This is a genomic window from Dethiosulfovibrio faecalis (assembly GCF_021568795.1).
GTDB lineage: Bacteria > Synergistota > Synergistia > Synergistales > Dethiosulfovibrionaceae > Dethiosulfovibrio > Dethiosulfovibrio faecalis.
The window spans coordinates 1-12,722 of the sequence record NZ_JAKGUE010000024.1 but is presented as its reverse complement, the minus strand read 5'-3'; the positions used below and the strand labels follow the sequence as shown (position 1 = coordinate 12,722).

The 12,722-nt window shown below is 57.9% G+C and carries 12 protein-coding genes; 7 read left to right on the top strand and 5 right to left on the bottom strand.

What is annotated here, in order from left to right:
* Positions 1-2 precede the first annotated feature (2 nt).
* The 3 genes from L2W58_RS12210 to L2W58_RS12200 form a co-directional block, all read right to left on the bottom strand.
* The gene (locus L2W58_RS12210) at positions 3-857 is read right to left on the bottom strand and encodes an ABC transporter permease (protein ID WP_236103692.1); all 855 of its coding nucleotides are present in this window, start codon (positions 855-857) and stop codon (positions 3-5) included.
* 12 nt (positions 858-869) lie between these two features.
* Positions 870-1,799 (bottom strand): nickel ABC transporter permease, encoded by a 930-nt coding sequence (gene nikB, locus L2W58_RS12205; protein ID WP_236103691.1) that lies wholly within the window; start codon positions 1,797-1,799, stop codon positions 870-872.
* Positions 1,800-2,006: 207 nt separating this feature from the next.
* The gene (locus L2W58_RS12200) at positions 2,007-3,377 is read right to left on the bottom strand and encodes an ABC transporter substrate-binding protein (protein WP_236103690.1); all 1,371 of its coding nucleotides are present in this window, start codon (positions 3,375-3,377) and stop codon (positions 2,007-2,009) included.
* Positions 3,378-3,657: 280 nt separating this feature from the next.
* On the opposite strand from L2W58_RS12200, the gene L2W58_RS12195 reads away from it, so the two are divergent.
* Entirely contained in the window at positions 3,658-4,947 is a 1,290-nt protein-coding gene (locus L2W58_RS12195; protein WP_236103689.1) for an L-cysteine desulfidase family protein, read from the top strand.
* 1 nt (position 4,948) lies between these two features.
* On the opposite strand, the gene L2W58_RS12190 is transcribed toward L2W58_RS12195, so the two are convergent.
* Positions 4,949-5,878 (bottom strand): AEC family transporter, encoded by a 930-nt coding sequence (locus L2W58_RS12190; RefSeq protein ID WP_236103688.1) that lies wholly within the window; start codon positions 5,876-5,878, stop codon positions 4,949-4,951.
* Between the two features lie 163 nt (positions 5,879-6,041).
* On the opposite strand from L2W58_RS12190, the gene L2W58_RS12185 reads away from it, so the two are divergent.
* The 3 genes from L2W58_RS12185 to L2W58_RS12175 are packed head-to-tail and all read left to right on the top strand — an operon-like array spanning position 6,042 to position 9,735.
* On the top strand, positions 6,042-7,751 hold the full coding sequence (locus L2W58_RS12185) for a 2-oxoacid:acceptor oxidoreductase subunit alpha (RefSeq protein ID WP_236103687.1): 1,710 nt from the start codon (positions 6,042-6,044) through the stop codon (positions 7,749-7,751).
* 13 nt (positions 7,752-7,764) lie between these two features.
* Entirely contained in the window at positions 7,765-8,628 is an 864-nt protein-coding gene (locus L2W58_RS12180; protein WP_236103686.1) for a thiamine pyrophosphate-dependent enzyme, read from the top strand.
* 3 nt (positions 8,629-8,631) lie between these two features.
* On the top strand, positions 8,632-9,735 hold the full coding sequence (locus L2W58_RS12175) for a metallophosphoesterase (RefSeq protein WP_236103685.1): 1,104 nt from the start codon (positions 8,632-8,634) through the stop codon (positions 9,733-9,735).
* 272 nt (positions 9,736-10,007) lie between these two features.
* Here L2W58_RS12175 and L2W58_RS12170 read toward each other — a convergent pair whose 3' ends face one another.
* Positions 10,008-10,247 carry a TRAP transporter large permease subunit gene (locus L2W58_RS12170; protein WP_236103711.1) on the bottom strand — a complete coding sequence of 80 codons (240 nt, stop codon included), beginning with the start codon at positions 10,245-10,247 and terminating at the stop codon, positions 10,008-10,010.
* Positions 10,248-10,365: 118 nt separating this feature from the next.
* Between L2W58_RS12170 and L2W58_RS12165 the strand changes: the two genes are divergently transcribed.
* The 3 genes from L2W58_RS12165 to L2W58_RS12155 all read left to right on the top strand — a co-directional run.
* Positions 10,366-10,677 carry a DUF6444 domain-containing protein gene (locus L2W58_RS12165; protein WP_236103684.1) on the top strand — a complete coding sequence of 104 codons (312 nt, stop codon included), beginning with the start codon at positions 10,366-10,368 and terminating at the stop codon, positions 10,675-10,677.
* Positions 10,678-10,728: 51 nt separating this feature from the next.
* On the top strand, positions 10,729-11,781 hold the full coding sequence (gene tnpC / locus L2W58_RS12160; protein ID WP_338033091.1) for an IS66 family transposase: 1,053 nt from the start codon (positions 10,729-10,731) through the stop codon (positions 11,779-11,781).
* Positions 11,782-11,933: 152 nt separating this feature from the next.
* Positions 11,934-12,722: HAL/PAL/TAL family ammonia-lyase (locus L2W58_RS12155; protein WP_236103682.1), on the top strand; the 789-nt coding region annotated here is incomplete at its 3' end.

The following is a 12,722-nucleotide window of genomic DNA, read 5'->3' as shown; positions in this document are numbered from 1 at the left end:
CCCTACCTCTTCAGCTTGGGATCAAGTGCGTCCCGGAGGCCGTCGCCCAAGAAATTGAGCGCCAATATGGTTACCATGATGGCCAGACCGGGAAAGAAGGTCATGTAGGAGTGATCCCTTATATAGACCCGTCCTCCGGAAAGCATGGCGCCCCACTCGGGGGAGGGAGGCTGTATGCCCAGACCTATGAAGCTCAGCCCCGCGGCGGTGAGGATGGCGAAGGCTACCCCCAGGGTGGCCTGGACTATGACAGGAGCCATGCAGTTGGGCAGTATGTGCCTCAGTATTATCCTGAGATCCCCGGACCCCATGGCCCTGGCGGCCTCTACGAACTCCTGGTTTCTTATGGAGAGGACCGAGCCTCTGACTATCCTGGCGTAGCCCGGTATGGACGATATTCCAACCGCTATCATGAGGTTGAACAAGCCCGGTCCGAGAGACGCCGCTATGGCGATGGCCAGGAGTATCTGGGGGATCGACAGGAGCACGTCCATCACCCTCATTATAAGGTTGTCCAGTTTCCCGCCGTAATATCCCGAGACGGCGCCCAGCAGCCCACCGGTCACCATGGCGATGGAGACGGCTATGAAGCCCACCTTCAGGGAGATCCGGCTTCCGTAGATTATCCGGCTGAATATATCCCTGCCGAACTGATCGGTTCCGCACAGGTGTTTCATGGACGGAGACTGAAGGGTCTCACGGATATTCTGCTTGGCGTAGCCGTAGGGAGCTATGAAGTCGGCGAAAACCGCCACCAGTATCAGTATCACCACTATGGCCAGGCCTATCATGGCCAGCCTGTTTCTCCTGAGTCGGAGGAAGACGTCTCCGCCCTTGCCCTTTTTTCTAGAATTCATAGACGGTCCCTCCTAACGATACTGAGCCTTTATCCTGGGGTCGATCCAGCCGTAGAGGAGATCCACCAGGAGATTTACCAGGCTGTAGGCTATGGCTATGTAGAGGACCCCGCCCTGGACTATAGGATAGTCTCTCATCTTTATGGCCTCCACCATCAGCCGCCCCACCCCGGGGATCGAGAAGACCGACTCGGTAAGAACCGCTCCACCCAGCAGATAGCCGAAGTGAATGCCTATCACCGTGACCACAGGAATGAGGGCGTTGGGCAGGGCGTGACGCCATATGACGACAGACTCCTTCTGCCCCTTGGCCCGAGCGGTCCTTATGTAGTCCTGGCGGACCACCTCGAGCATGCTGGAACGGGTCATCCTGGTGATTATGGCCACCCCCTGGGCCGACAGGGACAGAGAGGGCAGCACCATGGCGGCGAAGGAGCCCATCCCGGAAGAGGGAAACCATCCCAGATGGACGGAGAAAAGCAGTATCAGCAGCAGCCCCAGCCAGAACACCGGCATGGATATGCCGACCAGAGCCAGCACCATCGTGACCGAATCGAATATGGAGTACTGTTTTATAGCGGATATGATGCCGAAGGGAATGCCCAGCACGATGGATATTGCCATGGAGAACACCGCCAGCCTGAGGGTCACCTTGAAGGTATCCATTATCTCCGAGCTGACCGGCCTCTTAGTAACGTAGGAACGGCCGATGTCCCCCCGGAACACCGCGTTCGATATATACCGTCCGAACTGCACCAGAAAGGGATCGTCCAAACCGTTACTATCCCTGAACTCCTGAAGGGCCTCGTCCGTGGCCTGCTGCCCCAAGGCCAACTTGGCCGGATCGCCCGGAGTCGTGTAGAGCAAAGTGAAAACTATGAAGGCCACCCCGAAAAGGACGGGAACCAGGGCCAACACCCTTCTCGCCACGTATTTGATCATCCCTTAACCCCTCTCTCTAAGAGGACCTGCCGACGGCTTAGCCTCCGGCAGGTCCCGAATCGTAGCTATTTACTCCTCGAAGGCGACCTCGTAGAGGTGATGCACCCCGTTGGACGAGGGCTCGAAATCCTTGACCGATTTTCCCGTTCCTATCAGGAACTCGTTGTTCTGGGTGTAGACCCAGGGAAGGCAGTCGTTGATCTTGGACTAAAGCTCCCCGTAGACCGACGCACGCTCCTCCCCGTTGGGGATCGTCTTGCCCTTCTTGAGCAGCTCGTCGATTGAGGGATCGGAAACCCTGGAGAAGTTCCACACCGAGCCGCTGGTGAAACAGGCGTCAAGCGCGAAGGAGGGATCCGGAACCGACGGGATCCACCCCAGGACGAAGAGATCGTGCTGCCCCGCCTTGAGTCCCTCCAGGAAGGCCCCCCACTCGAGGACCTTTATCTCCGCCTCTATTCCGACCTCGAGAAGCATCGCCTGGGCGAAGGTGGCGGTGTCGACTCTGTCCTTCCTGTCGCTGGTCCAGATCTGTATCTTCATTCCAGTGGCTCCGGCCTCATCGAGAAGCTTCTTGGCCGCCTCCACGTCGTAGCCCTGGGCCTTCTGACCGTCGTCGTAATACATCACTCCGGGAGACATGGGGCTATTGGGAAGACTGCCGACCCCCTGGAAGACCACGTCGCAGATCCCCTCCGCGTCTATCGCCAGACTTATGGCCCTGCGAACCCTGATATCGTCGAAGGGAGCCTTGGCGGTGTTGATCCCGATGTAGCTGGTCATGTTGCCGACCTTGCGGAGAAGCCGGAGGTCGTCGTTCTCCTCCACCCTCTTCATATCGTTGGGGGTTATGTCCAGGGCGATGTCCACCGCTCCGGTCTCCAGCTCGATGGTCCTGGTGGTGGCCTCGGTTATGGGGCGAATCACCATCGTCTCGGCCACAGGGGCGGGACCGGAGAACTTATCGAACCTCTCCAGGACGATCCGATCTCCCTTGGCCCAGCTCACGAAACGATAGGGGCCGGTACCCACCGGATGCTGACCGTAGTCGTCGCCGGCCTCCTCCGTGGCCTTCTCGTTTATGATGCAGCCGAATCCCACGTGGGACAGGGACGCCACGAAGGGGGTGTTCTCCTCCTTGGTGCGTATGATCACCGTGTAGTCGTCGGGGGTCTCGAATCCCTCGGGATCTATGGCAGACGCGTAGGTGCTGACCGCCGATCCCTTGGGAGAGATGGCCCTCTTAAAGGAATAGACCACGTCGGAAGCCTTCAGCTCCTCGCCGTTGTGAAACAGCACACCCTTTCTCAGCTTGAACCGGTAGGTCCTGCCGTCGAGCTGCTCGTAGCTCTCCGCCAGCTGGGGAACCAGCTGGCCCTCGGAGTCGAGCATGAGAAGGTTCTGATAGATCTGGTTCATCACGGTGTTGGAGGCCAGGTCGTTGGATCCGTGAGGATCGAGCGTCTTGGCGTCCTGAGCCATAGCCACCGTAAGGGTATCCTGGGCGATCGCCACGGACGCCGTGGCGATCATCAGAAGCCCCGCCAGGGCCAAAACCGAAAAAGCACTGCGTTTCATCGTCAAATCCCTCCTGTAAGTTGTCTTTTAGCCCATCTCCGGCGATACTCGGGAGCCATAGTCCATAACCGTAATTGACAGTTTTTAGACAGTTTTCTCTCAAGTCAGACCGTAGACGACGGGCTCAACCGGATTATATCATCAGTTACAGCTAAAGAATGGATGCAATTATTTTCCTGTATTTGGATACCGACAATAAAATGAGAGCGATAATCGTTAGATCGGTCTATACTATAGGGCGGTAAAGAAAAAAACATAGTCCTACGGGGAGGAAGAAGAGATGTTCACTATCAAGGAGTTTCTGCGTCAAGAGGTAAAGCCTGCATTAGGGTGTACCGAGCCCGGAGCCGTGGCCTTGGCCGTGGCCCGGGCGACCGAGGCCCTGGGAGCCCCGGTGGAGTCGGTGTCCGTCACGGTCAGCGACAGCATATTCAAGAACGGGGTGGCTGTGGGGATCCCCGGAACCGGAGGTCTCAGGGGTAACGTGATAGCGGCAGCTCTGGCGGTAGTCTGCGGCAGATCGGACTACGGCCTGGAGGTGTTGAAGGACCTCACCGAAGAGGACATCCGATCGGCGAAGACGATGGTGTCGGAAAACAGGGTCTCCCTGGAGGCCGACATGGCCAGACACGGAGTCTACGTCAGGGCGGTCGTCTCCGGAGAGGGACACGAATCGACCTGCGTCATAGAGGACAGCCACACCGGGATAGTCTCGGTGGAGAGAGACGGAGAGACGGTCTTCAAAGAGGAAAAAGGGAACACCTCCGCCTCGAAGGCCCGCTCCGTATCCTCCCAGGTGGCGGAGATGGACTACCCCGACCTGGTGAAGCTGGCCGAGAGCCTGGACGACGAGGACATGGAGACCGTCATGGCCGGGGTGGACATGAACCTGACGATAGCCCACTACGGCCTTGGTCACGACGTAGGGCTCAACCTGGGGAGTACCGTAAGATCCATGGCGGGAGACCTCTTCGACCGGGACCTGGCTGCCAGGATAAGAAGCTACGCGGCGGCGGCGGCCGACGCCAGGATGGACGGCGCCTCCCTCCCCGTAATGAGCAGCGCCGGAAGCGGCAACCACGGCATAACAGCGATCCTCCCCGTGTACGTGGCAGCCGACTTTCACGGAAAGAGCAGGAGGGAAACGGCGGAGGCCATAGCCTTCAGCCACCTCAGCACGAGCTACATAAAGAGCCGTATGGGACGGCTCAGCCCCGTATGCGGCTGCGCCGTAGCGGCCGGGGCGGGAGCGGCCTCGGGAATAGTCAGGCTCCTTGGCGGATCGGTGGAGCTATCCATAAAGGCTATGGAGATAGTCCTGGGGAACCTGGTGGGAATGGTCTGCGACGGAGCCAAGGAGACCTGCGCCCTCAAGGTGTCAACCGGAGCCGCCGAGGCCTATCTTGCAGCCATGACCGTCCTCGGAGGGAACCACCTTCAGGGCGCCCAGGGCGTGGTGGACCCCTCCGACATCGCCAAGACGGTCGAAAACGCGGTGGCCCTGAACGTCAAGGGAATGAAGGACGTCGACTCGGTCATCATCGACGTCATATCCAACTGGACCTGTTGATCTAAAACAGTATCTCTATCCATACCGCCGTGGTGACTATACCCACCACGGTCGCGGTCGCCACGTACTCGGCGGCGTAATCCGAATCGAGTCCCATGCCGTTGGCCAGGATATAGGTGTTGAAGGCCGGAGACAGAGAGGCTATCAGCACGGTGGTCCTGGCCAACAGCGGGTCTCTGGGGGGCAGAAGATGGAAACCGACGTACATCGCTGCGGGAAACAGCACCAGCTTAACCAGAAGATCGCCCCAGGAACGGGCCAGACCGGCGGCCAGCTTATCCAGACGGAGCGACGCCCCTATGACCAGCAGCGCCATACCGCTGCCGCAGTCGGTCAGAAGCTCCAGCCCCTCGAAGAACCACCGGGGGAAGACATCTTTTACCCCTGTGACCGACAGCATTATCCCGGTGAAGCCCGCCAGTATGAGAGGAGTTCTCAAGGCCTTGCCGAGGGCCTGCTTGACCGACGCCGGAGAAAAACGGCCCTCCATCGCCATCTGAGCGCAGGCGATGGGAAAGGTGTTGTAGAAGATCATGCCTATGGACAGATAGACCGTCAGGGCGCCGACTCCCACATCTCCCATGAGAGTCGATACCAGAGGCAGACCGACGAACACGACGTTGCTCCTCACAGCCCCCAGCACGGACACGGCAGCCCTCTCTTTCGGCAGCTCCAACCGGGACGCCACTGCGAAGACCGACAGGACCACCACGGCGAAGGTTCCGTACAGCACCGATATATAGCCCCAGTCGGAGAAGACCGAGACGTCTATGTCCATCCCGGCCTCCAGCAAAATGGCGGGCATTATCAACCAGAACAGGACCGAGTTGATCTGGTCCGCTCCCCTCTGGTCCATCCTGTCGAACCTCTTCAGTCCCCATCCGGCAGCCATGATCAGGACCACCGGAAGAATGGTGACGAACCCCCTCATTCGACGCACCCCCCGAGAAATCTTCAACGCTATAAATTCTTATGATAGTCCCTGTATCTTCGACGCACAAGGGAGCTTTCCGCTTTTTTCTTAGTCCCTCCCTGTGGTAGGATCGTGGGAGGAGATCTGTAGTAATCGATTCCGAACGAAAGGGGGAATGGGAATGGCTTCCGGAAAAGACCTCTCCGTCGTCATCTGCGGCGGAGCCGGATACGGAGTTCAGACCGTGGAGGACATACTGGCCAAGGTCCTCAAGAGATCGGGATACCACGTCTTCGCCACCAGGGAGTACATGTCCCGGGTCAGAGGAGGCAACAACTCGACGGAGATAAGGATATCCTCGGCACCGGTGGACGGAATGGTGGACGAAATCGACCTGCTCGTCGTGCTCAGCCCCGGAGTGAGAGAGAACATAAGGCGCAGAATAACCCAAAACACCGTGATAGCGGCGGATCGATCGTCCGTAGGGGAGGAATTCGAGAAAACGGACTGCGCCTTTTTCGACGTTCCGCTCGGAGAGATGGCCAAGGAGGCGGGAGGAGCCGTCTATGCCAACGTCATCGCCGCCGGGCTTGTCCTGGGGATTGCGGACGCCTCGACCGAACAGGCGGAGGAATACTTCCTCTCCCGGTTCGGCAAAAAGGGAGACAAGATAGTGGACGAAAACCGCTCCGCCTGCGGAAAAGGGCTGGAGCTGGGAAGAGGCATGGCGGAGAAATTCCCCGATCTGGCCCCTCCGAAAAAGGACGACACGTCCAGTAGAAGGGTCATGAACGGCGTGCAGGCCGTCTCACTGGGTGCCATAGCCGGAGGATGCGACTTCGTGACCGCCTATCCCATGTCGCCCGCCACGGGCGTCCTGGCCTTCGCAGCCCAAAACACCTCCGACTTCGGCCTGGCGGTGGAGCAGGTGGAGGACGAGATATCCGCCGTGAACATGGCGGTAGGAGCGTCCTACGCCGGGGCGAGCCCCATGGTGACCACCTCCGGAGGAGGGTTCTCCCTGATGTACGAGGGATTCAGCCTGGCGGGAGTGGCGGAGACCCCACTGGTGGTGCACCTGGCCCAGAGGCCCGGCCCCGCCACGGGAATGGCCACCAGAACCGAACAGGGAGACCTGAACCTCGCAGTCCACGCCGGACACGGAGAGTTCCCAAGGCTCGTGCTGGCGCCGGGGACCATAGAGGAGGCCTACAGCCTGACGGCCAGAGCCTTCGAGATCGCCCATCGGTATCAGGTCCAGTCCATCGTCATGACCGACCAGTACCTTCTCAACACCTTCAGGGACGTGAACCCCGACGACCTGATCGCAGCGAAACCGGACAAGTGCCTCATGACCTCCGGGCCGGGATACAGGAGATACGAGGACGTCCCGAACGGGGTATCCCCCAGGAGCGTACCGGGGCTGGGCAAAGGAATAGTCGGGTGCGACAGCCACGAACACGACGAGGAAGGCCACGTCTTCGAGGACTTCGACCTGAGGGTGAGGATGTCGGACAAACGTTTCAGAAAAGGGGAACTCCTGAGGGAGGACTTCGTCCCCGCCGACATCCGGGGCCCGGAAAACTGGACCAGGCTCGTCCTATGCTGGGGATCGACGGGACCGATAGTCTCGGAGGCCCTGATAGATCTGAAACTTCCCGACACCGCCCTCATGAGGGTCCGACAGATCTGGCCCGTGGCGGAGGACGTCGTCGCCGCGGTGGAGAGGGCCGACGAGCTCATATTCGTGGAGGGCAACCACGACGGCCAGCTGGAGAACCTGATCAGATCGGTTACGGGACGTTCAGCCCAGGGGCACCTCAGGAACTACTGCGGCCTTCAGTTCTCGGTGGAGCAGGTCCGAGAGGGCCTCTCCAGAATCCTCGGTTAGGAGGTGTCGTAAGATGACCGATCCCAGAATATTCGACCTCCCCGAAGCCGACATGGCCTGGTGCCCCGGATGCGGGGACTTCAAGATACTGGAGGCCCTCAAGAAGGCCCTGGCCGACATGGACATGGCCCCGGAGGACGTTGTGGTTGTGTCCGGAATAGGCCAGGCGGCCAAGACGCCCCACTTCATGAAGTGCAACTTCCTAAACGGCCTCCACGGCAGGGCCCTGAGCCACGCCACTGGGGTAAAGGCGGCCAATCCCAAACTGACAGTGGTGGCGGTGGGAGGCGACGGCGACATGTACGGCGAGGGGGGAAACCACTTCCTCCACACGGTGAGGAGAAATCCCGACATAGCCAACTTCGTCTATAACAACATGGTGTACGGACTGACGAAGGGACAGGCCTCTCCGACCTCTCCCAAGGGGATGGTGACGCCGGTCCAGACCAGAGGGGTATCCAGCGAGCCGGTCAACCCTCTGGCCCTGGCGATAGTGCAGGGAGCCACCTTCGTGGCCCGAGCCTTCTCCGGCGACGTGGATCACACTGCGGAGACGATGAAGGCAGCCATAAAGCACAGAGGCTACGCCCTGGTGGACGTCTTCCAGCCCTGCGTTTCCTTCAACAAAATAAACACCTTCAAGTGGTTCAAGGACCACACCTACAGGCTCGGAGACGAACACGACAGCTCGGACAGATCGGCGGCCCTGGCCCTGGCGATGGAGACGGAGCGCTTCCCCCTGGGAATCCTATACCGCGAGGAGGGACGTCCCACCTTCGAGGACTCTCTGGGGATCTACGAAAAAGACGACACCCCCCTCCACCGTCGCAGCCCCGACGTCGACAAGGTGAGAGAGACCATAGACTCCATGGCCTAGACCATGAGATGGTTCATAGCGGCTTTCATGACGGTCTACCTGGGGCTCAGCTCCTACGGGGCTCTGAGATGGGCCGGCACGATACCACTCGACTCTGTCAGACGAACGGTCCTTGGGCTGGCCGCCCTGGGAGCTCTCGCCCTGCCGATAGGTAGAGCTGCCTCGGGAGTAATTCCCGAGGCAGCTCGGCACGGTCTCGTCCAGATAGGCGAGATCTGGATGGCGCTGCTTCCCGCTCTCGTCGTACCGGCCCTTATATGGGACCTGTTCCGCCTGATAACCTATCTCCTGGGCAATAGCCCGGGCCCCAGGGCGAACGGAAGGATATTCCTCGTATGGACCGCCGCCTCCATCCTGATGGCGACGGCCGGAGCGGTCAACGCCCGTTTCCCAGCGGTGAGACATCTGAAGCTCGAGATACCGGAACTGTCGGGCCCTCCGATCAGGGCGGTCCTCCTGACCGACCTCCACGTGGACTCGGAGACCTCCCGGACCTGGCTGAAACGGGTGACCGACTCGGTCCGAGAGCTGTCGCCGGACGTAATCCTGATGGCAGGCGATATATTGGACGGCTCGGACGGCCCCGCCCTGGAGAAAGCCGCCGCGGGACTGGCGGAGCTGAAGGCCCCGATGGGAACATACGCCTGTCCTGGCAACCACGAGTACTACCTCGGCATAGACAGGGCCAGGGCCATAATGGAGAGCAACGGCATAACGGTGCTGATGGACGACCGGAGCCGGCTGGACCACCGGCTTTGGATAATCGGTCGGGAGGACGTGCAGTCCGCCAGGATGGGACGACCCAGGACGCCGCTGGCCTCACTGATCCCCGACGACGGCCTGCCTACGGTCGTCCTGGACCACACCCCGTCGTCCATAGAGGAATCGAGAGAGGCCGGGGCGTCGCTGGTTCTGTCGGGTCACACCCATCACGGCCAGATCTTCCCCTTCCAGTTCGTCACCTCCGCACTGTTCGACCTGGACTGGGGGCTGAAACGATACGGAGACACGTGGGGCTACGTGTCCTGCGGAGTCGGGGTCTGGGGGCCGCCGATAAGGACGAGCTCCCGACCGGAGATAGTGCTGCTGGAGCTTTCCGAAAGATAGAAGACACCGCCCGTAATAGTGGTAGATACTAAACTGACGGATGCGGTAGAAAAACGTCAGACGATAAAGAGTCGCTCGCCTCCCGCTGTAAAATCCACCATCCAGAAGAATTGCGCTGAGCAGCATACCACCCAACCCATGCAGGCAAAACACCTACAGCTGATGTCAATAAAAGGCAATCCTGCATGGTATCATCCGTCATTATCCGTAAATCACTCTCACCAGCCCCATGCTAAGCCACGGAACATAGGTAATGACCATCAAACAAAAGACTAAAACAAAAAAAACGGGACAACACTTTTAGAGATAGTCTCAAGACGAACGCCCGAAATGGCCGAAGCCACGAATAACGTCGGACCATAAGGTGGCGTAACGAAACCAATGGCCAATGCAACGGTTATAATGACCCCGAAATGAACCGGGTCGACCCCAAAGCCCTCCGCAACAGGGAGTAAGATCGGAGTCAGTATAATCGCAGCAGATATATTGTCGATAAAACAACCGACAACCAACAAAAATATATTGTAACTATTCAGTCCCCCTGCTGATTTAGCTCCTAAATCAGCAGTCCCTTAGTTTCTTACAACGTGATATCATGGCATCAGAATAAATCTGAAGGGAGGCCTATTCATGTTTCAGAAGCCCACCTACGAAGAGCTCTTCGAGGAAAACCAGATGCTCAAGGCGATAATCAAGAGCCTCAGCGAGAGAATCTCAGAGCTCGAAGCCATACTGAAACAAAACAGCCAGACCAGCTCCAAGCCTCCTTCCAGCGACGGCTATAAAAAGCCCAAGCCGACCAGTTCCCGGAAGAAAAGCGACAAGAGTAAAGGGGCTCAGAAAGGCCATAAAGGAAGTGGCCTTCAGCTTCCCCATGAGCCGGATAAAATCGTTGAGCACCTGCCCTTACAGTGCGAGAGCTGCGAACATAAGGATGTCTGAACCGCCGATAAGGCTTCCTGCGGTGCAGGATACGTAATAGATACCAAACTGGTGACCACGGTGGAAAAACATCAAGCGATAAAACGAACCTGTCCCTTGTCCAACGGGACAATAAGGGGCCATCTACCTGTAACCGTGAAGTCCACCATCCAGTATGGTCCGGAGACTACAGCTCTGGTCTCTGTTCTAAATACCTTAGGAGCCGTATCCATAGACCGCATTCACGACATACTTCATGGGGCCTGTAACCTTCCTATATCCACTGGAACGGTCTACAACATGGTCAAAAGAGCGGTATCCTCCGTGGCACCCTCTGTGGAGGTCATAAAGGAGAAGGTCAAAGCTCTTCCCTTAGCCCACTTCGACGAAACAGGGGTCCGAGTAGATAAAGGACTCCGCTGGGCTCATGTGGCCTGTAACCGTGACTACGCCTATATCTCCGTCGAGAAGAAGCGAGGCTACGATGGAATGGTCGCCTCCGGGATACTTCCCTGTTTCAGAGGGATAGCTGTCCATGACTTCTGGCGTCCCTACGAGGGGTTTGACGTAAACCACGTCTACTGCAACGCCCATCTCATTCGGGAGCTGAAAGGCATCCACGAAAACACCGGCCAGGAATGGGCTTTAAAGCTGAGAAAGCTCCTGGTATGGGCCCAGCACAAGAAGAAGGCGTTTATCGTGGCCGGTAAGGACCGTTTTTCCCCTTATTGCTGCCGCTACAGGATCGACAAACCCTTCGATGAATTACTTGCCTCCGGTCTGGCCCAAAACCCTCTACCTATTGGAAAGGGGACAAGAGGCAGGCCCAAAAAAGGCAAGGCCAGGAACCTCCGGGAGAGATTTAGGGACCATAAGGAGGAGATCCTGCTCTATTCCAGGGATTTTGCGATCCCCTTCGACAATAACGAGGCTGAGCGAAACATCCGCAACTTCAAAGCGAAGCTTAAAATATCGGGCTGCTTCCGAACCTCGGAAGGGGCTAATGACTACGCCAAAATAATGTCGTTCCTCATTACGGCGAAGAAGCACTCGATCAATATATTCGAGGCCATGTCTATGGCTCTCGATGGTCAGATTCTATTCCTGGCTGGAGCGACTGAATAGTTACACTATTTCCTCGAAATGCAGGGATATATAATCACTTCATATGAGTATCTTTATGAATTTTCCTCAATGCGTAGGATGGCATGAAGAAGCCGCACTCTGTATCGTAAACGACATGTTTGTCTACATCCTAAAATTTGGAGGTTGATCCTATGAAGTATGACCGCACAGCCGCTGTCGTCATTGATAGTCACAATCTTACCCTCGAAGAGCTTGTGGCCGTAGCTCGCCATCAAGCTCAGGTTGAAATCGCAACGGAGGCTATTCGACGAATCAACAGAGCTTCGTCCTTAATTCGTCAGTGGATCGATCAAGGTCGAGTAATCTACGGAGTAACCACTGGATTCGGAGATCTCTCCACTGTAAATATCGACAGCGCTAAAACCGAGCTTCTCCAAGAAAACTTGTTAAAAAGCCACGCGGTAGGAGTAGGGGATCCCCTCCCGATTGAGACCGTCAGAGCTATCATGCTACTAAGGCTCAACGGACTGACCGCCGGACATTCGGGCATCACCATTGAAACCCTCACCCAGATGGTCAACTTCCTCAACTTGGACATCATTCCCCTCGTCCCCTCTCAGGGATCGGTGGGAGCCAGCGGAGACCTTTGCCCCCTCTCGCACATAGCGGTCTCGATGCTCGGAGAGGGAGACGTCTTCTACAAAGGCGTTCGCATGTCAGCTCTGGAGGCTATGAGCAAGGCCGGACTCAAGCCGATAAAGCTTCATCCCAAAGAAGGGATCGCTCTGCTCAACGGAACCGCCGCCCTGACCGGTCTGGGAGCATTGGCCCTCTGGGACGCCCTTACCGTAGCGAAGACCGCAGACATAGCAGGAGCCCTGTCGGTGGAGGCCCTCCACGGCGTACCCTACGCTTTCGACGAGAGAACCCACGCAATCCGACCCCATCAGGGACAGATCGACGTGGCCTCCAACATCAGA

Bases quoted from the DNA above. Each gene is read 5' to 3' on its own strand.
- L2W58_RS12210 (WP_236103692.1), bottom strand. From the start codon at position 857: ATGAATTCTAGAAAAAAGGGCAAGGGCGGAGACGTCTTCCTCCGACTC.
- nikB (WP_236103691.1), bottom strand. From the start codon at position 1,799: ATGATCAAATACGTGGCGAGAAGGGTGTTGGCCCTGGTTCCCGTCCTT.
- L2W58_RS12200 (WP_236103690.1), bottom strand. From the start codon at position 3,377: ATGAAACGCAGTGCTTTTTCGGTTTTGGCCCTGGCGGGGCTTCTGATG.
- L2W58_RS12195 (WP_236103689.1), top strand. From the start codon at position 3,658: ATGTTCACTATCAAGGAGTTTCTGCGTCAAGAGGTAAAGCCTGCATTA.
- L2W58_RS12190 (WP_236103688.1), bottom strand. From the start codon at position 5,878: ATGAGGGGGTTCGTCACCATTCTTCCGGTGGTCCTGATCATGGCTGCC.
- L2W58_RS12185 (WP_236103687.1), top strand. From the start codon at position 6,042: ATGGCTTCCGGAAAAGACCTCTCCGTCGTCATCTGCGGCGGAGCCGGA.
- L2W58_RS12180 (WP_236103686.1), top strand. From the start codon at position 7,765: ATGACCGATCCCAGAATATTCGACCTCCCCGAAGCCGACATGGCCTGG.
- L2W58_RS12175 (WP_236103685.1), top strand. From the start codon at position 8,632: ATGAGATGGTTCATAGCGGCTTTCATGACGGTCTACCTGGGGCTCAGC.
- L2W58_RS12165 (WP_236103684.1), top strand. From the start codon at position 10,366: ATGTTTCAGAAGCCCACCTACGAAGAGCTCTTCGAGGAAAACCAGATG.